Here is a 20,764-nt window from a genome sequence, read left to right as displayed (position 1 = left end):
TAAAACCTGTATCCCTAAGTGAAAAAATACCCAATCAAAAACAAACCTATAAGGTTTTAAAAAAGGCGCAGGTTAAGCGAACGCTTTTTCAGTTTTTATCATCCAATTGAATTTATCTTCAATTTCACCAGTTTTTATGGCATTCAAGGTATTGTTAACCTCTAAACCTACTGGGCTTTCGTTTGAGACGTGAATGGTCTCATCTCCCACTCCAATGTCCTGAATGTATGCAATACCAACCGCCGTTCCAGTTCCAAAAGCCTCTTCCAACGTACCTTCTTTTGAAGCTGTAATGATTTCATCCATAGTGATTGCGCGTTCAATAACCTCATAGCCTTTATCTCTTAAAATAGTAATAACACTCATTCGTGTAATACCGTCTAAAATAGAACCATCACGTTTAGGCGTAATGAATTTTCCATCAATTTTGAAGAAAATATTCATGGTCCCTACTTCCTGAATGTATTTATGCTCTACCGCATCTAACCACAATACTTGGTCGTACCCTTTCGCTTTTGCTAATTCTGTTGGACGAATGGCTGCTGCATAATTCCCTGCTGCTTTAGCTTCTCCTGTTCCGCCTTGAGCTGCTCGAATGTATTGTTTTTCGGCCCATAATTTTATGCGTTTGCTAAAAAAGGGACCTGCTGGCGATGCCATTATAATAAATTTATAATGTGTTGCTGCTCGCATTCCAATAAAGGGTTCATCGGCATACATAAACGGTCTTAAATATAATGCACTCCCTTCTTTTGGTGGAATCCAATTGTGCTCTAAAGTCACTAATTGCTTTAAACCTTCAACAAACAAGTCTTCCGGGAAATTAGGCATCCCCATGCGATCTGCGCTGGTATTTAATCGTGCAGCGTTTTTATCAGCACGAAATAACATGGGATTCCCATTGGCATCAACAGTTGCTTTCATCCCTTCAAAAATAGCTTGTCCGTAATGCAATGCCATAGCTGCTGGATGTGTAGGGATTAATGCTAAAGGTTCTATTCTAGGATTGGTCCATGCTCCGTTTTCATAATCACAAATAAACATATGATCTGTGAAGGTGGTTCCTAATGGAATGTTATTAAAGTCTATAGTGTTTACTTTAGACGCTACTACTTTGGTTACTGAAATGTTGTGGTTCATAATTTTATTTCTTCGTCATTGCGAAAAATGACATTACAATCTTTTGATTAGATTTCTTCACTTCGTTCGAAATGACAGCACTGGTTTATATTTTCCTATTAACATCAAATTGCTCAAAATAATCGGCTACGCGACGTACAAAAGAACCGCCTAAAAAGCCATCAACAACACGATGATCAAATGATAGTGATAAATACATCATACTTCGAATTGCGATTTCATCACCGTTTTCGGTTTCAATAACTTCAGGCCTTTTTTTAATTATTCCCAAAGCTAGAATAGCTACTTCTGGTTGGTTAATGATTGGTGTTCCCATAACACTCCCAAAGGTTCCCACATTAGAAATGGTGAAGGTGCTTCCTTTTATATCATCACCAACTAATTTGTTGTCTCTTGCTTTTCCAGCGAGCTCATTTACATGAGCAGCCAGTGCTTCTAAATCTTTTGTGTCGGCATTTTTTACGACTGGAACAATGAGGTTGCCACTTGGTAAAGCAGTTGCCATGCCAATATTAATAGCTTCTTTTACAATAATGTTATTACCATCAACAGAGGCATTGATATTAGGAAAATCTTTAACTGCTTTTGCTACTGCTTCCACAAATAATGGTGTGAACGTTAAACGCTCTCCATATTTTTCTTGAAAGGCTGCTTTGTTCGCATTTCTCCAGTTTACCATATTGGTTAAATCTGCTTCTACATAAGCTGTTACATGAGGCGATGTATGTTTTGAATACACCATATGATCTGCAATCATTTGGCGCATACGGTCCATTTCGATTACTTTTCCTTTGCCCTTGTCGAAGCTTAGTTGGGGTATTCTATAAACTGTTGGATCTTTTTCTGCAACTGCTTGTGCGAACTTAAAAGGTCGACCATCTTCAATATACTGAAAAACATCACTTTTACGCAGTCTACCCTCGTTTCCTGTGGCAGGAATTCTTGCGAGCTCTTCAAAACTAATGTGATGTTCTTTAGCTATTTTTACAACTAATGGTGAAAAAAAAGTATTTGAATTTGAAACACTGAAAGCGTTTGAAGCTTCCGGTGATACGGCAGTTAACTTGGGCCTTTTGGTTTGCTTATTCTCTTTTTTAGACTCTTCTACAGGGCTTAGTGAGTCACTCGGCTTTTTTGAAGTTGCATTTTCAGAAACTTCCAGAATCGCCATAACTTCTCCAACCGGTACAACAGCTTTAGCCTCAAACACTATTTTTACTAACACACCAGAGGCAGGAGCCGGTACTTCATTATCTACTTTATCGGTAGCAACTTCTAAAATAATATCCCCTTCATCAAAGCTATCGCCTTCAGAAATTAACCAATTAATAATGGTTCCTTCTGTTATACTCTCGCCCATTTTGGGCATTTTAAGTTGAAATTCTGCCAATGTTTATAGTTTTAAAGAAATAAAATTAATTATTTTCAACTTTTAAATATGTTAAAATCTTTACTTTTAACTATATTTGGAATATTTATCTGTTTTATTGATTATATAAAGATTTTAATTCTATAAAACTTATATTTATAGCCTTATAAATAACAATTTTCTGATGCAGCATAATTTGGATAAAACAGACACGAAGATCCTCTCTTTACTTCAGCAAAATAGCAATAGAACAACTAAAAGTATTGCTACTGAATTAGGAATGACCACCACTCCCGTTTTTGAACGTATTAAAAAGCTAGAAAAACAAGGCTATATTAAAAAGTATGTTGCTGTTTTAAACAATAAGAAAATGGGTTTAAAGCAGACTGTTTTTATTGGTATTACCTTGCAGGGGCACACGAGAAGTTATTTAGAGAAATTCGTCACCCAAATCAATAACTTTCCTGAAGTTATAGAATGCCACAGAGTAAGCGGTAACTTTGATTATTTACTGAAATTGGTAGTTGAAGATATTGAAGCTTATGAAACGTTTATTATCTCTAAACTAACTTTACTACCCTATTTAGGAAATGTACAGAGTTTGATTACCTTATCTACAGGCAAAGAGACTAACGAAGTTGATTTGAGTAGGATTTAACTAAAAAGAGTGTTTTCAGGTTTTTATTTTTTAAAAGTATCTCTCAATGTTTTATACGCCTCTTCTTGTTTAGGTAAATCTTTAGGCACCTCTCTTAGCGGCTCCACTTCTTTTAGCGATTCATGACAATCTGCTGGTAACTGTTGATACAAAGCCGTTCCTTTTGTTTTCCAAGCGATCATGTCGTCACTCACCTGCTTAATCACTTTTGCCGGATTTCCAACAACCAAACTGCGCTTAGGAATTTTAGTTTCTGCCTTTACAAATGCCATGGCACCTACTATACTTTCGTCTCCTATTTCAGCATCATCCATAATAACAGCATTCATACCAATGAGGCAATTTTTACCCAAATTTGCACCATGAATAATTGCGCCATGACCAATATGAGCACTTTCTTTAAGCGTAATAGACTTTCCAGGAAACATGTGTACGGTACAGTTTTCTTGGACGTTTACACCGTCTTCCAAAACAATTTGCCCCCAATCACCACGAATGGCCGCTCCAGGCCCAATATAACAGTTTTTACCAATAATTACATTACCTGTTACTGCAGCCAAAGGATGCACGAAACTAGAGTCGTGAACGACAGGAATGAAGCCTTTAAATGAATAAATCATAAATTATTTTCTTAAGTTAATTCGTTATGTAAGCATATTATAATTATATTTAAGCATATTGAGCATATCAAAGCCATACACTAACATCATAAAGCCCCAAAATTATGACCGTTCTAACCCCCTCTTCTATTATTGAAAAAGAAGCTATTCCACAATTAAAATTCTCGAACTTAGAAACATTACAGTCTACGAGAGCCCGTGTATTGAGGTCTCATTACCTTAATCGTGCAACTCACTTAGGTAATTTATCTAAAGGCAAGGTTCGCATTTATTTTAAAGATGACCATAACAACTTATTACACGTTAATACAACCATATGGGCTTTAACTACAGACTTTGTTGTACTAAAACAAGGCATCACTATACCTATAAAAGCGGTCCTTTATATAGAATAACCTTTAGACTTATTTAAAGCCTTTTAATTTTTCTTTTGTAAACGCTGAAAGGACCAATCGCCCACTAGTTTTGGCGCGATCTGCTAGGAGTTGATCCCAATCGTCTGTCCCTGACCAAAAGACTTTTTTCATTTCCTTCATCGCGTCGGTATTGTAAGTACATAAATGTTCCGCCGTTGCTTTTACTGCTTCATCAAGTTCCTCTGTACTTTCATACACTTGCGTAAATAATCCTTTCTCTTTAGCCCATTCTGCAGGATAAAACGTATTCGCATCAATAGCGATTTGTGACATCGCACTCAATCCCATTTTACGTTCTATTGCCGGTCCAACAACAAAAGGTCCAATACCAATATTTAGCTCACTTAATTTAATAGCCGCGAATTTGGAAGCCATACAATAATCGGTTGAAGCCGCTAGTCCAATACCTCCTCCAACAGTTTTTCCTTGAATTCGCCCAATAATAAATTTAGGGCATTTACGCATGGCATTAATCACATTGGCAAAGCCTGAAAAGAATACTTTCCCTGTTGCTTCATCATTAATGTTTATTAATTCTTTAAAGCTGGCACCAGCACAGAACGTTCTCTCTTTCCCACTTTTTAGAACAATAACTTTTATGTCGTCGTTATGTCCAGCATCAGTAATGGTTTGTGCTAATTCTGCTAATATATCGCCTGGTAGCGAATTATGAGCAGGATGAAAAAATTCTATGTATCCTACTTCGTTTTCTATGTTTATTTTTACGTATGGTTCTGTCATCACGCTTGCGTGTTCCCGTGAAAACGGGAATCTGTTTTTATGTGTTAAACTTATATTTCTGTATATAAATCCGTCCAATTAGGATTCAATTTCTCTATCAATTCAATTTTCCATTCTCTATTCCACTTTTTCATTTGCTTTTCTCTTAATTTAGCTTTTGCTTCTGTTTCAAACTCTTCTAAATATATAAGTTTGTCTAAATTATATCTTGCTGAAAACGTCTTTGGGTGGACTTTATTTTTATGTTGATATATTCTTTTCTTTAAATCTTTTGTTTCTCCAATATACAAAACGCCATCTTTTTTATTGGTGATTATGTAGACGTAATGTTTCATCTTTTGAAGTCTTATTTATGAGACATCCGATTTCTCGGAAGCTTCGACCAGTTTGGACTTACAAAAGCCCAAACTGTTCAAAGTGATGATTCAGATGTTTTCGCTCCAATAAATACCACTCATATTTATTCAATTCGCCGAAAACTATATTATTTAATTTAGCCTCTGGGTTTTCTTTAAAAAACACCTTATACTTTTCTCTTTGATCTATAAACTTTTCCACTGCAGTCTGGAAATCAGGATGCTTTAACACATCCAAAGTGTCCTTTTCTAACAATGGGAACCTTGAATTTTTAGGGAATTTTTCATAATTATAAAGGCTATTATGTACCTTTTCTAAAATCTTTTCTGGTGTTGCTATTTCAAAATCCTGAAGTTCACCTGATGCAATTTTATAGGTATGTTCCAAATGCTCAATCATGTGCTGCGGTGTCATGATTCCCCAATGAGGCTTAGCCTCAGCCGTTAATTTTGATAAAGCCTCTTGAATTTTCACTTCAGTCATTTCAACTAAAGTTTCCTGCTTCTTCTCTACCATCGTTAAGATTGTAGCAATCGCTACCAACTCATCTTCAGCATCAAACACCTCAACGAACCATTTTACAATACCACTTGGATGCTCGGCAGACGCCACATCACGATCTACTTTTTGTTTACAAGTTAATCGTACGTATACGGTATCGTTATGATATAACGGACGTAAGAAACGACACTCTTCTAGTCCATAATTAGCAGCGACAGGTCCTTTATTTGGATAGACAAATAATCCAGCTGCCGCCGAAATAATGAAATAACCATGCGCTGTTCTTTTCTCAAAAATACTACCGTCTAAAGAGGTAATATCTGTATGTGCATAGAAATGATCCCAAGTTAAATTAGCAAAATTAATAATATCAGTATCCGTGAAAGTCCGCTTATGCGTCTTCAATGACATGCCCGGTTGAATATCCTCCCAATGGTATTTAAAGGGATGCTGTTCTGCTTCCTTATATTTTGCATTTTGCTGATAAATACCTGTAATTTCTGTGAGCGTTGTTGGCGACCCTTGAATAGCGGTACGCTGTAAGTAATGCTTAATACCACGCATACCACCCATTTCCTCACCACCTCCGGCACGTCCTGGACCGCCATGAACTAAGTATGGTAATGGAGAACCATGACCTGTACTTTCTTTAGCACTTTCTCGATTAAGCACTAATATTCTTCCGTGGTGACTCGCTGCATTGATGACATAGTCTTTCGCAATTTTATCATCATTTGTTGCAATAGATGATACTAAAGAGCCCTTACCCATTTGTGCAAGCGTAATGGCTTCATCTAAGTTTTTATAGGGCATAATGGTACTTACTGGCCCGAAAGCTTCACGCTCATGAATAACAGTATTCTGAAACGGATGGTCTGCTCGCAATAAAATCGGGCTTATGAAAGCACCTTTCTTTGCATCTGCTCCAATGGTTTGAATGACATCCAAATTACCATAAACAATTTGAGCTTCTTTTGCTAAATCGTTTACCGAATCTCTAACCGCTTGCACTTGTTGATGACTCACTAAAGACCCCATGCGTACCTCTTTGAGTCTTGGATCTCCAACAGTCACTTTGTCTAAAGCTTTACCTAGTGCGATTTGAACATCTTCTACTACATTTTCTGGAACGATAACACGTCTAATAGCAGTACACTTTTGTCCTGCCTTAGCGGTCATTTCATTTCGAACTTCCTTAATAAACAAGTCGAATTCTGGTGTTCCAGGCACCGCATCTTCTCCTAAAATGGAGGCATTTAAAGAATCGGCTTCCATAGTAAATGGTACAGATTCCTGAATGAGTCTTGGATGCGCTTTTAATAAACGACCTGTTTGCGCAGAACCTGTAAAGGTTACAACATCTTGAGATTCTACAGTATCTAAAATATTTTTTACGGTTCCGTTTATAATTTGCAGGGCGCCTTCAGGTAGAATTCCTGAAGCGATGATCTCTTTAGCAACGGCTTCAGCTAAATAGGATGATGACGGCGCTGGTAAAACTACTGCTGGCACTCCAGCCATCCAATTAACGGCGCACTTTTCTAGCATCCCCCAAACCGGAAAATTAAAAGCATTGATATGCACTGCAACACCTTTTTTAGGTACCATAATATGATGCGCCATAAAGCGCCCTCCGCGTGAAAGATCAATAGGTTCTCCTTCCACATGATAGGGTTGGTTAGGAAATAATTTTCTTAAAGACGCATTGGCAAATAAGTTTCCAAATCCCCCTTCTATATCAATCCAACTATCCACACGAGTTGCTCCCGTTCTATAACTTAATTCATAAAACTGTTCTTTACGCTTAGTGAGATATAACGCTAAACTTTTAAGCATGTTCCCACGTTCCTGGAAGGTCATTTTACGAAGAACTTCGCCACCTTTTGTTCTTCCATAATTAAGAATTTCAGGGATGTCTAACCCTTCAATAGCAACGCTAGTAAAAGCATCTCCTGTAACGGCATCCAGAATTGGCATACCTTCTTCTTTCCCTTGTGTCCATTGTCCCTGGACATAATGTTGTATTTTGTTCATCGATAATTTTATTTATCGTTTTCGTGAAAACGAAACTCTGGTTTTGTGTCTTCTCGATACCATTTGCTCAAGCTTCACAAATCACTCGAAGAGACATTGTAATTATTATGATGTAGATTCCTGCCTACACAGGAATGACAAATCTTTATAAATTTACATTCTCAATAATAGTCGCATACCCTTGACCGACACCAATACACATGGTTACTAACGCATAACGCTTGTTTTGCTCTTTCAATTCTAAAGCTGCTGAATAGGCCAATCTTGTTCCAGTAACACCTAGTGGATGACCAATAGCTATGGCGCCTCCATTTGGATTTAATCTAGGATCATCATCTGCTAATCCCCACGCTCGTGTGCAGGCTAATGCTTGTGCTGCAAAGGCTTCGTTTAATTCTATAATATCCATATCGTCCATCGTTAGCCCTGCTTTTGCTAATGCTTTGTTTGAGGCTTCCACCGGACCAATGCCCATAATTCTTGGCTCTACACCAACAACAGCAGAACTTACTATTCTTGCTAATGGTTTTAAATTATATTTTTTTACGGCCGCTTCGGAAGCAATGATTGTTGCTGCTGCGCCATCATTTAATCCTGAAGAATTTCCTGCAGTGACACTGCCACCCTCCTTTTTAAAGGCCGCTCGTAATTTTCCTAAAATCTCTAAAGAAGTTGTTGGTTTTACAAACTCGTCTTTTGAAAACTTAATGGGATCTTTTTTACGTTGCGGAATTTCAACGGTAACAATTTCTTTTGCTAAGCGTCCATTTTCTTGTGCTTTGGCTGCTTTCATTTGGCTCCAATAAGCAAACTTGTCTTGATCTTCTCGTGAGATATTATATTTCTCTACTAAATTTTCGGCAGTATTACCCATGCCATCGGTACCATAAAGTTGTTGCATTCTCGGATTGATAAAACGCCATCCAAATGTAGAGTCGTAAAGTTTTGAATCTCCTCCAAATGCCGATGATGGTTTTGCCATAACGTAGGGACCACGTGTCATATTTTCAACACCTCCTGAAATAAAGAGGTCTCCATCTCCAGCTTTTATAGCGCGATTGGCGTGAATTATTGCCGATAATCCCGAACTGCATAAGCGATTTACGGTTTCTCCTGGCACTGTAAATGGCAATCCTGCTAACAATGATGACATACGAGCGACATTACGATTGTCTTCTCCTGCTTGATTTGCACAACCCATAATAACATCGTCATAGGCCTCTTTTGGAATGCTTGGATTACGTTTTACAATTTCTTCAATCACTAATGCGCCTAAATCGTCTGTACGAACAGCCGATAATGTGCCTTTGTAATTTCCTATTGGCGTTCTAATGCCGTCTATTATATATGCTTCTTTCATAAGTTTGTGTCATTCGCGCTAAGGCACGAATCTTATTGTTTTACTTTCTTATTATCCCTTAAATATTTAAAAACCTTGTAGGATTATAGATCTCTTTTAATTTTAATTTATAAGTGCTGAAAATGTATCACCATTTCTAATATCACCAGTTTCATAGCCTTTCATAAACCATTGCATGCGTTGCCGTGATGTGCCGTGGGTAAAGCTATCAGAATTAACACTTCCACTAGTTCTTTTTTGAATAGCGTCATCACCAACGGCATTGGCCGCGCTCATGGCTTCTTCAATATCTCCAGCTTCTAAATATTCTTTATTATAATGCGCCCAAAGTCCGGCATAGAAATCTGCTTGCAGCTCTTGGGCTACAGATAATTTATTAGCCTCCGTTTTGCTCGTTTGCGCTTGTAATTGTCTCACTTTACTTGATGTTCCTAAAAGTGTTTGAACGTGATGTCCAACTTCGTGAGCGGTGACATACGCGATAGCAAAATCACCACCTTTAGCACCAAAACGTGTTTTTAACTCCTCAAAAAAAGCCAAATCCATATACACTTTTTGGCCTGCAGGACAATAAAAAGGACCGGATGCCGAGGTAGCATTTCCACAACCGGTAGAAACAGCATCTGTGAATAAAACCATTTTTGGCTCTTGGTACGTTCCTAAATTATTTTCTCTAAATACCTGACTCCAGGTGTCTTCAGTATACGCTAAAATAGTTGCCATAAAATCTCCCATTTTTTGCTCTTCGGCAGTCAAAGCTCTTTGCTCCACTTGTTGCGTGGTTTGACTGTTTCCGACTTGCTCGATTAAAGGCGCTAATTGCTGACCCGTTTCACCACCAAAAAGTTGTAAAAGAATAACTACAACAGCAACAAGACCTCCTCCTGCTGCCAGTTTCCCTTTGCCACTCATGCCACGTCGATCTTCAACGTTACCACTCTGTCTTCTACCTTGCCATTTCATATTTTCTGAATTTAATTTTCTTCCCAATCCTTTTGAGTGCGATAGACAACACCTTTAAAAAGTGCTACTAATTCGTCTCCTCGTTTGACTTCAATAATATTAAAACCTAACTTATTATTTACTTTTTCTATTACAGATTCTGCTACGATATAATCACCTTCGTTTAATGCTTCAATATGATTGATAGACGTTTCTATGGACACTGCATATTTACCATGCGTGTTGGCTGCAAATCCGAAAGCGGTATCTGCTAAAGAATAACTAATACCACCATGTGCTTTGTTCATACTGTTGAGCATGTCCTTTCTAATGGTCATTGCTACTTTACAGTGACCGATGGTGCATTCTAAAATCTCTATTCCCAACCAAGTGCTATAGGCATCAAGCGAAAGCATTCGCTTTGGTATGAGGTGTGGGGCTATAGGTTTGCTTTTTGCTGACATTTCTATTTATTTGATTCTTTGTAAAATCTTATTTCTCAAGGAAGTTATCATTTTAGATAATTAAGTTATTAATCTGCGATTTTCTTCATCTTCTTCAACAGAAATATAGTTTCTCATTTGAGCTTTCGAACTACACGAAATACATTCGTGAGCACTATACCATGCATTTCCTAAATAATAGTGAAATTGCTTATCAGTTCCTGCTGAACCTTCAGCAATATTTAAGGCTATTGAATCTGCTGCACGTTTAAATTGAGAAGTCAATTCAAAACGTTCTTGTTTTGGGAATTTATTCCCTAAACTATTTACTACTTCTCCAAATTCCATTGCTTTGGAATATATCCCTAACTCTTCAAATTTAAAATGATACTTCGATTTCCTCATACCTCAAACCTAGTTTTCAAAAAACCTAATCCCTTTCTTATTCATTTTACGCAATAATGGACTGCAACGGTATCGGTCTTCGTGATACTCATCATATAGTTCATCCATTTTTGAAACACACCAATCGATTCCTTTTTCGTCTGCCCAGGCCAACAAGCCTTTAGGATAATTAACACCTTTGGTCATGGCATTATCAATATCTTTGGCTGACGCAATGTTTAAAAATAGCGCATCTGCTGCCTCATTGATTAACATCACTAAAACGCGATTGAAAATCAGACTTGCCAATGCCTTATCATGAGATGCTTCGCTTTCACTCTCAGTGACACGTCTCCCGTTTTCATTATATTCATAGTAACCTATTCCAGATTTACGACCTAAATACCCCGCTTCTGCAAAGCGCTTTTGCGTAAATGCTGGCTTGTATCTTGGATCGAAGTAGAAGGCGGCAAATACGGTTTCAGTAACCGTATAATTAACATCATTTCCTATAAAATCCATCAATTCAAATGGCCCCATACGGAACCCCCCTAAAGTTTTTAAACTGTGATCAATGGTTGCGAAATCTGCTAAACCTTCTTCATAAATTCGTAGCGCTTCGCCGTAAAATGGGCGCGCAACACGATTAACAATAAAACCTGGTGTATCTTTGGCTACAGCTACTGCCTTGTTCCAACCTGAGATTGTATCTATCGCCTTTTCTAATGTTTCATATGAGGTTTGAATGGCAGGAATAACCTCGACTAGCTTCATTAAAGGTGCTGGGTTGAAAAAATGAATGCCTACGCAACGTTTCGGGTTTTTAAGTGATGCTGCAATGGATGCAATTGACAAACTCGAAGTATTTGATGCGATAATACAATCTTCAGCAACATAATTCTCCAATTCTGAAAACACTTTTTTCTTGATGTCCAGGTTTTCAACAATCGCTTCAATCGTTAAGTTTGAATCGGCTAAACCCTTTAAAGTATCAACATAAGCGATATTGTCTTGAATTCTTGATTTCTCAGCAGTATCGATTCTTTCTTTTTCTACTAGTCGGTTTAATATTTTTTCTAAGGCCGTTTTTGCGCTGTCTAAAGCGGCTTGATTGGTATCGTATAATTTTACTTTACAACCAGACGTTGCTGCGACCTGCGCGATGCCACTTCCCATTGTACCACTCCCTATGATTCCTACGTTCATTTCCATCTTCGGTCTTCCCTAAGGAAGCACTTTTTTAGTTTTTGTTTGACTACTCTACCTGTCAGGTTTTAAAACCCTTGTAGGGAGCCTTTTTTATCTTCCTTTAAATTCTGGTTTTCTTTTTTCAACAAATGCAGCCACGCCTTCTGTATAATCCTCACTTTGTGCGGCTTCTATTTGTAATTTAGATTCTAAGGCTAATTGTGATTCTAAATCGTTAGTCATAGACTGATTGTATAATTCTTTAATAAGCCCTAATGCTTTAGTAGGCATGTTTGCTAGTTTAATAGCTAATTTATTTATAGTGGTTTCAAATTCTTCTGTTGGAACACATTTATAAATCATTCCCATTTTATCTGCTGCTTCTGCCGAAATTTTATCGCCTAACAGCGCTAAAGCTAATGCCTTTTGAAACCCGATAAGTCGTGGTAAAAAGAAAGTACCAGCACTATCTGGCACTAAACCAATGAGGCTAAAGGCCTGTATAAAACTCACCTTTTCATGCGCTACGATAATATCACAGGCTAACGCAATATTCGCCCCTGCGCCTGCCGCTACACCATTTACGGCTGCAATAATTGGTTTTTTAATCGCACGAATTCTTGTGATAATGGGATTGTAATGCTCCTCTAATATTTTTTTAAATCCAGGATTTAACTCTGGATTTGTCACTTCTTTTAAGTCCTGACCAGCACAAAATGCTTTTCCGTTTCCAGTTAAAACAATGGCTCTAACGTCTGCATTTTTTTCACAAGCATCTAATGTATCCTGTAATAAAAAGGCCATTTCACGATTGAAACTGTTGAATACTTCTGGTCTGTTAAGCGTAATGGTTGCTACTTTGTTTTCTATTGTAAGCTGAATGCTTTTATTCATATTTTTGATTGATGCCTGTAAGGTTTTTGAAATCTTACAGGATTAGTATTTATTTTTATACCCACACCGTTTTTGAAACTTGTAGGGTATTCGTTTTATTTTAAACATTTAAAATAATCAAATGGCTCCTGGCAGTCATCACATTGAAACTGTGCTTTGCAAGCCGTTGATCCAAACTGACTCACCAAGCGTGTGTTTTGAGACCCACAATTAGTACATTTTACAATGCGTTTTCCATTAAGCAGAACATCTTTATCTGCTTCTGCACCTAAAGGTGCTGCGATACCATAATCTTCCAATGCCTTTCTACCTCTTGGCGTAATCCAATCTGTAGTCCAAGCTGGCGAAAGAATCAATTCGATTTCAGCATCGTATCCCGCCGTTTTTAATGCTGCTTTGATATCATCACCAATAACATCCATTGCTGGACAACCACTATAAGTTGGTGTGATTTGTACTTTTACCTTATTGTTTTTTATAACAGCAGAACGCACCACACCCATATCCATGATTGATAATACCGGAATTTCTGGGTCGCTAACTTTTTCCAGTATTGGAATTAGTTTTTGGTCTATATTTTGTTCTGTTGTGATCATATTGTATTGAAATCAGATTTTTCGTTTGCACTTACCTCGCTAATTTTCTTCAAACAACATATATTTGTTTTTGTTAATTTGCTATGCAATCCATTGTAAATAGCATTTCTGAATTTTTATGAGACGCCTCATTTTAAGGAAATTCTATTACCATTCCATATTTGGATACGTGCGTTGCATGTATTGTAATTCGGTTAACAAATACCCCATATGTTCCGTGTGAATTCCTTCTTTTCCACCCTTTTGAAACCATTTTGATTCTGGAATGTCTAAAGTCGCCTCAGCTAATATCGTATTTACTTTTGAATAGTACGCCGCTTTCAGTTGGGTGACATCTACTCCAATGTTTTCTGAAACCATTGCTTTATCGGCTTCTGTTTGATGGAATAACTCATCGGTATAGGTCCACAAATCATTAATGGCGGTTTGCATTTTCGTTTTACTTTCATCAGTGCCATCTCCTAAACGCTTAATCCAATCTGAAGAAAAGCGCTGGTGATAACTCACCTCTTTAATGGATTTTTTTGCAATAGCTGACAGGGTTACGTCATGACTTTTTTGTAATTCTGTTAACAACAGAAAGTGATACACATCAAACAAAAACTGTCGTGCCATGGTATATGCAAAATCGGTATTGGGTTGTTCTACTAAAAGGACATTTAAGTATTCTCGCTCTTTACGAAGCATTGCAATATCATCTTCACTTCTTTCATCTCCGGCAATTTTAGCGGCATATTGATAGTAACTACGTACTTGCCCAAACAGATCTAAAGAAATGTTTGTACAGGCAATATCCGTTTCTAAACTGGGACCATGACCTGTTATTTCTCCTAGCCTTTGACCGAGAATCAAAGAATTATCTGCAATACCGAGGATGTATTTGTATAATTTTTTTTTCATGTTTATTAACCCTTCCGCCCTTCGGGCACCTGCCCTAAAAAAGGGAAGGTATTATTTGTGATTTAATTTATATTTATGCGTTTCCGATTTCTCAGGAATTGTAATTTGAGTAAAACTCAAATTACATGTGTTTTACTTCGTCTGGTAAATCATAAAATGTGGGATGACGGTATACCTTATCTTGAGCAGGCTCAAATAATTCGCCGTTATTTTCAGGATTTGAAGCTGTAATATGCTTTGATTCCACAACCCAAATACTCACCCCTTCATTTCTTCTTGTATAGACATCACGTGCATTTTCCAGAGCCATTTCCTCATCTGCAGCATGCAGACTACCAAAGTGTCTATGCTCTAATCCATTTTTACTTCTAACGAAGACTTCCCAAAGTGGCCAGTTTTTTTTCATAATTGCCTTTTTTGTCATTCCTGCGAACGCCGGAATTTTATTGTGTTTATCTCGATGTTAAACTCTTTCTTTTTTAAAAAACTCTTTTAAAAATTGAAGCAGTTAAATCGATTTTCTATTTTATTTAATATCTACAGTAAACTTTTCGTAACTAAAAACTTACGGGATAATTATACTGCTTGTTTTTCTTTTCGCTCTGCGTTTTTCTCTGCGTAAGCCATGGCCGCATCTCTCACCCATTCGCCTTCTTCCCATGCTCCCACTCGAGCTTTCATTCTTTCTTTATTACAGGGCCCATGACCTTTTACCACTTGCCAGAATTCATCCCAGTTAATCTCACCAAAATCATAGCTCTGGCGTTCCTCATTCCATTTTAAATCTGGGTCTGGAATCGTCAAACCTATTAAATCTGCCTGAGGCACGGTTTGATCTATAAATTGCTGACGTAAGTCGTCGTTAGACTTACGTTTTAGCTTCCATTTCATCGATTGCTCTGTATGAATAGACTCTGCATCTGTTGGCCCTAACATCATTAGACTTGGCCACCACCAGCGGTTTAAAGCATCTTGCGCCATTTCTTTTTGTTCTGCTGTCCCGTTCGCCAATTTAATCATGATTTCATAACCTTGACGTTGGTGAAAGCTTTCTTCCTTACACACACGAATCATGGCTCTCGCATAAGGTCCATAAGAAGTATTACATAAAGGCACCTGATTAATAATCGCTGCGCCATCAACTAACCAGCCAATGGCTCCCATATCTGCCCATGTTACTGTTGGGTAGTTAAAAATACTTGAATATTTTGCTTTTCCTGTGTGTAGCTGCTCGTACATTTCTTCCCGTGAAATACCTAAAGTTTCACACGCACTGTAAAGGTATAAACCATGCCCTGCTTCATCCTGCACTTTAGCCAATAAGGCTACTTTTCTTCTTAAAGATGGTGCTCTGGTGATCCAGTTGCCTTCTGGTAGCATACCCACAATTTCAGAATGTGCATGCTGCGACATTTGTCTAATATGCGTTTTACGATATTTCTCTGGCATCCAATCCTTAGGTTCAATTTTTTCATCACGAGCAATACGCGCCTCGAATTGTTTTTCTAAACTCTTTATTTGTTCTTCACTCATAATCTTTATATTTTTTTGCTATTACAGACGCTACATTGCCTTTACACGATGTACCACCTTGAGACGTTGCATTACAACTCCTCTATACATCAAAATTAACAACTACGCTTTCTGTTGTGGGTACTGCTTGACAACTTAACACCAAGTTTTGACTCACTTCTTTTTCATCTAGTGCGTAATTGACTTTCATTTCTACTTTACCTTCTACTACTTCACATTTGCAAGTACTACAAACACCACCTTTACACGCAAATGGTAAATCGGCACCAGCACCTAAAGCAGCATCTAAAATATTGTCATATTCTTTAGTCATTGTAAAAGCAAATTCTTTTCCACCATCTACGATAGTTATCTTTGTGCCTTCTACATTTTGCTTCGATAGGCGTTCTGCACGTTTAATATCTTCTTCTGAAAGCCCAGTAACAAACAACTCAAAATGTATTAACTCTTTTGGAAGTCCTGCAGTTATTAAATAATTACTTACAAAATTAACCATCTGCTCTGGACCACAAAGGAAGACTTCACTCGTATCAGGAATATCAATAAACGTTTTTGTAAGCACCGTCATTTTATCATCATCAAATCTGCCATTTAGCAACGCGATATCCCGACGCTCTTTGGTTAAGAAATAATAGATTTCAAATCTTCCAAAGTATTTATTCCTAAGTTGCTCTAGTTCTTCCTTAAAGATAATGGATTTTGCTGTTTTATTTACATAAAAAAGCTTACATGTTGCATTTGGTTCTTCCGCCAGATGTGTTTTTACCATAGATAATACTGGTGTTATTCCACTTCCGGCAGCAAAAAACAAATAGTTCTTTGCTTTCTCAGACTGAACAGGAACGCCAAACATGCCGCTGGGAGCCATCACTTCCAACGCATCACCCGTCTGTAACTCTTCATTTACGTAAGTTGAAAATTTACCCCCTGGAATTTGCTTTACGGCAACTTTCCATTGTTTATCCATAGGACTGGAACACAAAGAATAGGAACGACGCACGTCTTCACCACCTAAGTCTTTTTTTAAGGTCAAATGCTGACCTTGTCTGAATTTAAATACGCTATGTAATTCTGAAGGAATCTCGAAAGTAACCACCGAAGTGTCCTCTGTTTCCTTATAAATATCTGCAACTTTTATGTTATGAAACTCTGCCATCTGGTGCCTGCAAAACAGGTGTCTTTTAATTTACTGCTTAAGTTTTAATATACCTCCATGGTTATTAAAACCTTGCAGGAAACAAACTAACGCCTGTTAGTTTGAAAAGCAAAGATACAAAATATTTTATATTCCTATTTGTTAAATCCGTGGATTAGAACATTACTGAGGCTTGTTTTCAATTCTTCTATGTTCAAGTCTTCTTTTTTAGGAATCCAAAGGTAAAGGGAACGCAAAGTAGATAACATAGAAAAGAGCATGACTTCTACGTTCTCCTCCTTTAATTCTTGGTTAGCTATTCCTGATTTAATGATATTTCTGAAATTCTCTTCATATACATCACGCAATTTCAAATAATAATCCCGTTGCTCTTCTAAGTGCATCCAATCGTTATTTAATGCTGCCATTTCGTAGGTATTCTCACTAGCCGTTTTTATATGCAGGGTCACAATTTTATTTAATTTGTCCAAACTTGTCCCTTCTGAAGTTCTAATGTTATTCATTTCAATAGTAAATTCTTCTGCTAAAGAAATAATGATAATTTTTAAGATTTCCTGTTTAGAGCTAATGTGATTATAAAGGCTGGCCGCTTTAATACCCATTTCGGTTGCTAAATCGCGCATGGTAACAGCACTATAGCCCTTTTTTTTAAAAAGCTTAGCTGCCGTTTTTATAATTTGTTGTTTTCTAGTTTCGAACTTCATAAGATGACTAATATACAGATTCAATTTATACTAGAAAAAACAATCTTTACGGTTGCCTAAGAATTCATAACTTTGTTACTACAACTTACCCGCTATTTTAGAAAAAAAATGAATATAAATATAGAAACTAACCCCTTAATTGATAGGCTTCCGCCACATTTAAAGCAATTTATCAAACCTCAAAATTATGAGGACTACTCCCCAGTAAACCAAGCGGTGTGGCGGTATGTAATGCGTAAAAATGTTTCTTATTTGAGCAAAGTTGCACATGAATCTTATACTAATGGCTTAAAGGCAACTGGCATATCTATAGATTCGATACCTAGTATGTATGGCATGAATCGTATTCTTAAAGATATTGGTTGGGCCGCTGTTGCCGTGGATGGTTTTATTCCTCCAAATGCCTTTATGGAATTTCAGGCCTATAAAGTGTTGGTTATTGCTAGTGACATTCGCCAGTTAGAAAATATGGAATACACGCCAGCTCCAGACATTATACATGAAGCGGCTGGGCATGCTCCCATAATTGCAAATCCCGATTATGCGGAATACCTGAGACGTTTTGGCGAAGTTGGTGCAAAAGCCATATTATCTTCTCATGACAATGCTATTTATGAATCTGTAAGAACATTATCAATTGTAAAAGAGGCTGCGAGCTCTACCCAAGAAGACATTGATGCTGCTGAAGCACTAGTGAACACACTTCAAAATAAAAAAGTACCACTTTCTGAAATGGCAAAAATTAGAAATTTACATTGGTGGACTGTTGAGTACGGGCTGATAGGAACTGTAGACAACCCTAAAATTTACGGTGCTGGATTATTATCCTCTATTGGAGAAAGCAAATGGTGCATGACAGACAAAGTGGAAAAACGCTTATACAGCATTGATGCTGCTGAAATTGAATTTGATATCACAAAACCGCAACCTCAACTATTTGTAACGCCAGATTTTGCTTACTTAATGCAAGTTTTAGATGAGTTTTCAAACACCATGGCCTTGCGGAAAGGGGGTTTTAGAGGCTTACAAAAGCTTATAGATTCTAAAAAAATAGGCAGTATAGAACTAAATACTGGGTTACAGGTTTCTGGTATCTTCACTGAAATGATTACAGACGAAGATAACAACGTGGTTTTCTTTAAAACAGAAGGCCCAACGGCGTTGGCAAATAGAGACAAAGAGTTGATAGGTCATGGTACAGAAGCGAATCCCAATGGTATTAGCTCACCTATTGGTAAGCTAAAGGGGATTAGTCTGGCTATTGAAAATATGGGACCACGCGATCTCAAAGCTTATAATTTTTACGACGGTAAGCGTATTGCTTTTGAATATGAAAGTGGTATTACTATTGAAGGGTTAAATATCACTGGAATACGAAATATTTATGGCAAACTCATACTTATTGAGTTTGAAGATTGCACCGTTACGTATAAGGAACGCATTCTATTCTCTCCAAACCAAGGTGTGTTTAGATTAGCCGTTGGTTCCTCCATAACATCTGCGTTTGCTGGGTCGGCAGATTTTAGATCTTTCAATAACTTATATCACATTTCTTCTACAACAACAATTAAACAAGAGAAAAACGAGAAGACTTTGGCATTGGAATCTCTTTACGCACAGGTAAGCGCATTAAGAGGCCATAAAACGGACGATGATGACACCTTGCTATCTATATTTAACAGCTTAAAAACGAAGCATTCTGAAGATTGGTTGTTATCTTTAGAACTTTTGGAACTTGCGACTCTTAATAGCAACGACAATTTAAAAACAGCAATTACCACACACTTAGAAGACATAAAGACCAACAAACCTAAGGTCGCACATTTAATTGATGACGGTTTAGAACTAATAGAAAAACAAATAACAATATAACATTATGGGATTTTTAGAATTTATTTTTGGCACAAAAAAGCGTCAAGTCCAAGAATTTTTAGACAATGGCGCCATAATTCTTGATGTTAGAACGCAACGTGAGTGGGAAAATGGCCATCTTGAAAACGCCATGCATATTCCTTTAAAGGATTTGAATACACGTGTTGACGAAGTGAAAAAATTAAAAAAACCTATTATTACTTGTTGCGAAAGTGGTGCACGCTCTGCTAAAGCTGCTAAATTCTTAAATTTAAACAATATTGAAGCCACTAATGGCGGTGGCTGGATTAAACTATCCCGTTTATAACTTTATATCTTGAAGTGTATTTAATTCTGTAATTGGCGTTTCGTTATAGCGTAATGTCCAACCCAAAGAATTTGTAAGAATATAGAATTTTGAAAGTTCACTAATCAATCTGTTTTTAGCATTCGATTTTAATTCTGAGGCTTCTATTTTTTTCATTAAAGCCGCGTTCACTGTTTTCTTAATCGCATTATAATCTTTTGCTTCAAAGGGGTTTAAAAAATCGGCTTGCACATCGTAGTATTCAAAATCTGGGCTAATTTTTATTTCTTCTTTTGGTATACTTAAAATTGTTAAAGTCTTACTAAGCTCATCAATCTTATATTCAATTTTACTTAAATCGTAAGCTACAGTTACGTCTGCGTTAACGACTACTAATGCTTTTTTTTCAGCAGAAATATAACTTGTAAAAATGGCTTTTGAATTATTGTAAGTAAAGACTTGACTAAAATGCCCTTCTGTAACTACCAACTTACCAACATTCTTAAGCGATTCCTGAATTAAAGCTGAATTTTCCTGCAGTGTAATTTTGTCTTTATTTTTATTTCCACAGTGTTTAAAAGCAAAAAGAATGACCAGTGTTATAATGACACCAAAAAGTATTTTTCTCATATTCTAAATGTACAGAAAATAGTGGACTATTATAAAAATA

Annotated in this window: 23 protein-coding genes; 4 read left to right on the top strand and 19 right to left on the bottom strand. The window is 37.1% G+C overall.

What is annotated here, in order from left to right:
- Positions 1-72 precede the first annotated feature (72 nt).
- On the bottom strand, positions 73-1,140 hold the full coding sequence (locus GQ46_RS13575; protein ID WP_044403074.1) for a branched-chain amino acid aminotransferase: 1,068 nt from the start codon (positions 1,138-1,140) through the stop codon (positions 73-75).
- An 85-nt stretch (positions 1,141-1,225) separates the two neighbouring features.
- Entirely contained in the window at positions 1,226-2,500 is a 1,275-nt protein-coding gene (locus GQ46_RS13570) for a dihydrolipoamide acetyltransferase family protein (protein WP_231567374.1), read from the bottom strand.
- A 193-nt stretch (positions 2,501-2,693) separates the two neighbouring features.
- Here GQ46_RS13570 and GQ46_RS13565 point away from each other — a divergent pair, with 193 nt between their 5' ends.
- Entirely contained in the window at positions 2,694-3,167 is a 474-nt protein-coding gene (locus GQ46_RS13565; protein ID WP_044403069.1) for an Lrp/AsnC family transcriptional regulator, read from the top strand.
- A gap of 23 nt (positions 3,168-3,190) precedes the next feature.
- On the opposite strand, the gene GQ46_RS13560 is transcribed toward GQ46_RS13565, so the two are convergent.
- Positions 3,191-3,787: a transferase hexapeptide repeat family protein gene (locus GQ46_RS13560; RefSeq protein ID WP_044403066.1), complete on the bottom strand. Its 597-nt coding sequence runs from the start codon at positions 3,785-3,787 to the stop codon at positions 3,191-3,193.
- A 104-nt stretch (positions 3,788-3,891) separates the two neighbouring features.
- On the opposite strand from GQ46_RS13560, the gene GQ46_RS13555 reads away from it, so the two are divergent.
- A complete protein-coding gene (locus tag GQ46_RS13555; protein WP_044403063.1) occupies positions 3,892-4,182 on the top strand; it encodes a hypothetical protein in 291 nt (96 codons plus the stop codon).
- Positions 4,183-4,191: 9 nt separating this feature from the next.
- On the opposite strand, the gene GQ46_RS13550 is transcribed toward GQ46_RS13555, so the two are convergent.
- From GQ46_RS13550 to GQ46_RS13480, 15 genes are all read right to left on the bottom strand, one after another.
- Positions 4,192-4,944 carry an enoyl-CoA hydratase/isomerase family protein gene (locus GQ46_RS13550; protein ID WP_044403061.1) on the bottom strand — a complete coding sequence of 251 codons (753 nt, stop codon included), beginning with the start codon at positions 4,942-4,944 and terminating at the stop codon, positions 4,192-4,194.
- A gap of 50 nt (positions 4,945-4,994) precedes the next feature.
- On the bottom strand, positions 4,995-5,279 hold the full coding sequence (locus tag GQ46_RS13545; protein ID WP_044403059.1) for a GIY-YIG nuclease family protein: 285 nt from the start codon (positions 5,277-5,279) through the stop codon (positions 4,995-4,997).
- Between the two features lie 58 nt (positions 5,280-5,337).
- Positions 5,338-7,836 carry a phenylacetic acid degradation bifunctional protein PaaZ gene (gene paaZ / locus GQ46_RS13540; protein WP_044403057.1) on the bottom strand — a complete coding sequence of 833 codons (2,499 nt, stop codon included), beginning with the start codon at positions 7,834-7,836 and terminating at the stop codon, positions 5,338-5,340.
- A 145-nt stretch (positions 7,837-7,981) separates the two neighbouring features.
- Positions 7,982-9,196 (bottom strand): 3-oxoadipyl-CoA thiolase, encoded by a 1,215-nt coding sequence (gene pcaF, locus GQ46_RS13535; RefSeq protein ID WP_044403054.1) that lies wholly within the window; start codon positions 9,194-9,196, stop codon positions 7,982-7,984.
- A gap of 102 nt (positions 9,197-9,298) precedes the next feature.
- Entirely contained in the window at positions 9,299-10,159 is an 861-nt protein-coding gene (locus GQ46_RS13530; RefSeq protein ID WP_044405095.1) for a neutral zinc metallopeptidase, read from the bottom strand.
- A gap of 11 nt (positions 10,160-10,170) precedes the next feature.
- Positions 10,171-10,602 (bottom strand): hotdog fold thioesterase, encoded by a 432-nt coding sequence (locus GQ46_RS13525; protein WP_197077359.1) that lies wholly within the window; start codon positions 10,600-10,602, stop codon positions 10,171-10,173.
- A 60-nt stretch (positions 10,603-10,662) separates the two neighbouring features.
- Positions 10,663-10,986, bottom strand: coding sequence for a four helix bundle protein (locus tag GQ46_RS13520; protein WP_044403050.1), 324 nt, complete (start codon positions 10,984-10,986; stop codon positions 10,663-10,665).
- Positions 10,987-10,995: 9 nt separating this feature from the next.
- Positions 10,996-12,171 (bottom strand): 3-hydroxyacyl-CoA dehydrogenase NAD-binding domain-containing protein, encoded by a 1,176-nt coding sequence (locus tag GQ46_RS13515; protein ID WP_044405087.1) that lies wholly within the window; start codon positions 12,169-12,171, stop codon positions 10,996-10,998.
- A 93-nt stretch (positions 12,172-12,264) separates the two neighbouring features.
- Positions 12,265-13,047, bottom strand: a complete 783-nt coding sequence (locus tag GQ46_RS13510; protein WP_044403047.1) for an enoyl-CoA hydratase-related protein — start codon at positions 13,045-13,047, stop codon at positions 12,265-12,267.
- 95 nt (positions 13,048-13,142) lie between these two features.
- Positions 13,143-13,643: a 1,2-phenylacetyl-CoA epoxidase subunit PaaD gene (gene paaD / locus GQ46_RS13505; RefSeq protein WP_044403045.1), complete on the bottom strand. Its 501-nt coding sequence runs from the start codon at positions 13,641-13,643 to the stop codon at positions 13,143-13,145.
- 147 nt (positions 13,644-13,790) lie between these two features.
- The gene (gene paaC, locus GQ46_RS13500) at positions 13,791-14,543 is read right to left on the bottom strand and encodes a 1,2-phenylacetyl-CoA epoxidase subunit PaaC (RefSeq protein ID WP_044403044.1); all 753 of its coding nucleotides are present in this window, start codon (positions 14,541-14,543) and stop codon (positions 13,791-13,793) included.
- A gap of 121 nt (positions 14,544-14,664) precedes the next feature.
- Positions 14,665-14,949, bottom strand: coding sequence for a 1,2-phenylacetyl-CoA epoxidase subunit PaaB (gene paaB / locus GQ46_RS13495; protein ID WP_044405085.1), 285 nt, complete (start codon positions 14,947-14,949; stop codon positions 14,665-14,667).
- Between the two features lie 170 nt (positions 14,950-15,119).
- Positions 15,120-16,076 (bottom strand): 1,2-phenylacetyl-CoA epoxidase subunit PaaA, encoded by a 957-nt coding sequence (gene paaA / locus GQ46_RS13490; protein ID WP_044403042.1) that lies wholly within the window; start codon positions 16,074-16,076, stop codon positions 15,120-15,122.
- 82 nt (positions 16,077-16,158) lie between these two features.
- Positions 16,159-17,232: a 2Fe-2S iron-sulfur cluster-binding protein gene (locus GQ46_RS13485; RefSeq protein ID WP_044403039.1), complete on the bottom strand. Its 1,074-nt coding sequence runs from the start codon at positions 17,230-17,232 to the stop codon at positions 16,159-16,161.
- A 134-nt stretch (positions 17,233-17,366) separates the two neighbouring features.
- Complete coding sequence (locus tag GQ46_RS13480) at positions 17,367-17,936, bottom strand: TetR/AcrR family transcriptional regulator (RefSeq protein WP_044403036.1); 570 nt, start codon at positions 17,934-17,936, stop codon at positions 17,367-17,369.
- Positions 17,937-18,044: 108 nt separating this feature from the next.
- On the opposite strand from GQ46_RS13480, the gene GQ46_RS13475 reads away from it, so the two are divergent.
- Together GQ46_RS13475 and GQ46_RS13470 are read left to right on the top strand one after the other, a co-directional pair.
- On the top strand, positions 18,045-19,808 hold the full coding sequence (locus tag GQ46_RS13475) for an aromatic amino acid hydroxylase (RefSeq protein ID WP_044403033.1): 1,764 nt from the start codon (positions 18,045-18,047) through the stop codon (positions 19,806-19,808).
- A 4-nt stretch (positions 19,809-19,812) separates the two neighbouring features.
- Entirely contained in the window at positions 19,813-20,115 is a 303-nt protein-coding gene (locus GQ46_RS13470; protein ID WP_044403030.1) for a rhodanese-like domain-containing protein, read from the top strand.
- Here the strand turns inward: GQ46_RS13470 and GQ46_RS13465 are convergent.
- Positions 20,110-20,724, bottom strand: coding sequence for a DUF4230 domain-containing protein (locus tag GQ46_RS13465; RefSeq protein ID WP_044403027.1), 615 nt, complete (start codon positions 20,722-20,724; stop codon positions 20,110-20,112). The two genes, GQ46_RS13470 and GQ46_RS13465, sit on opposite strands and share 6 nt — an antisense overlap.
- Between the last annotated feature and the right edge of the window lie 40 nt (positions 20,725-20,764).

Origin of the sequence: Lacinutrix sp. Hel_I_90, from assembly GCF_000934685.1 — a bacterium.
In the GTDB taxonomy this organism is placed as follows: Bacteria; Bacteroidota; Bacteroidia; order Flavobacteriales; family Flavobacteriaceae; genus Lacinutrix.
This window is presented reverse-complemented; position numbering and strand designations above follow the sequence as displayed.

Bases quoted from the DNA above. Each gene is read 5' to 3' on its own strand.
- GQ46_RS13570 (WP_231567374.1), bottom strand. From the start codon at position 2,500: ATGGGCGAGAGTATAACAGAAGGAACCATTATTAATTGGTTAATTTCT.
- GQ46_RS13550 (WP_044403061.1), bottom strand. From the start codon at position 4,944: ATGACAGAACCATACGTAAAAATAAACATAGAAAACGAAGTAGGATAC.
- GQ46_RS13470 (WP_044403030.1), top strand. From the start codon at position 19,813: ATGGGATTTTTAGAATTTATTTTTGGCACAAAAAAGCGTCAAGTCCAA.
- GQ46_RS13520 (WP_044403050.1), bottom strand. From the start codon at position 10,986: ATGAGGAAATCGAAGTATCATTTTAAATTTGAAGAGTTAGGGATATAT.
- GQ46_RS13485 (WP_044403039.1), bottom strand. From the start codon at position 17,232: ATGGCAGAGTTTCATAACATAAAAGTTGCAGATATTTATAAGGAAACA.
- GQ46_RS13560 (WP_044403066.1), bottom strand. From the start codon at position 3,787: ATGATTTATTCATTTAAAGGCTTCATTCCTGTCGTTCACGACTCTAGT.
- GQ46_RS13545 (WP_044403059.1), bottom strand. From the start codon at position 5,279: ATGAAACATTACGTCTACATAATCACCAATAAAAAAGATGGCGTTTTG.
- GQ46_RS13515 (WP_044405087.1), bottom strand. From the start codon at position 12,171: ATGAACGTAGGAATCATAGGGAGTGGTACAATGGGAAGTGGCATCGCG.
- paaZ (WP_044403057.1), bottom strand. From the start codon at position 7,836: ATGAACAAAATACAACATTATGTCCAGGGACAATGGACACAAGGGAAA.
- GQ46_RS13555 (WP_044403063.1), top strand. From the start codon at position 3,892: ATGACCGTTCTAACCCCCTCTTCTATTATTGAAAAAGAAGCTATTCCA.
- GQ46_RS13480 (WP_044403036.1), bottom strand. From the start codon at position 17,936: ATGAAGTTCGAAACTAGAAAACAACAAATTATAAAAACGGCAGCTAAG.
- GQ46_RS13465 (WP_044403027.1), bottom strand. From the start codon at position 20,724: ATGAGAAAAATACTTTTTGGTGTCATTATAACACTGGTCATTCTTTTT.
- pcaF (WP_044403054.1), bottom strand. From the start codon at position 9,196: ATGAAAGAAGCATATATAATAGACGGCATTAGAACGCCAATAGGAAAT.
- paaA (WP_044403042.1), bottom strand. From the start codon at position 16,076: ATGAGTGAAGAACAAATAAAGAGTTTAGAAAAACAATTCGAGGCGCGT.
- GQ46_RS13575 (WP_044403074.1), bottom strand. From the start codon at position 1,140: ATGAACCACAACATTTCAGTAACCAAAGTAGTAGCGTCTAAAGTAAAC.
- GQ46_RS13475 (WP_044403033.1), top strand. From the start codon at position 18,045: ATGAATATAAATATAGAAACTAACCCCTTAATTGATAGGCTTCCGCCA.
- paaB (WP_044405085.1), bottom strand. From the start codon at position 14,949: ATGAAAAAAAACTGGCCACTTTGGGAAGTCTTCGTTAGAAGTAAAAAT.
- GQ46_RS13525 (WP_197077359.1), bottom strand. From the start codon at position 10,602: ATGTCAGCAAAAAGCAAACCTATAGCCCCACACCTCATACCAAAGCGA.
- GQ46_RS13565 (WP_044403069.1), top strand. From the start codon at position 2,694: ATGCAGCATAATTTGGATAAAACAGACACGAAGATCCTCTCTTTACTT.
- paaD (WP_044403045.1), bottom strand. From the start codon at position 13,643: ATGATCACAACAGAACAAAATATAGACCAAAAACTAATTCCAATACTG.
- GQ46_RS13530 (WP_044405095.1), bottom strand. From the start codon at position 10,159: ATGAAATGGCAAGGTAGAAGACAGAGTGGTAACGTTGAAGATCGACGT.
- paaC (WP_044403044.1), bottom strand. From the start codon at position 14,543: ATGAAAAAAAAATTATACAAATACATCCTCGGTATTGCAGATAATTCT.
- GQ46_RS13510 (WP_044403047.1), bottom strand. From the start codon at position 13,047: ATGAATAAAAGCATTCAGCTTACAATAGAAAACAAAGTAGCAACCATT.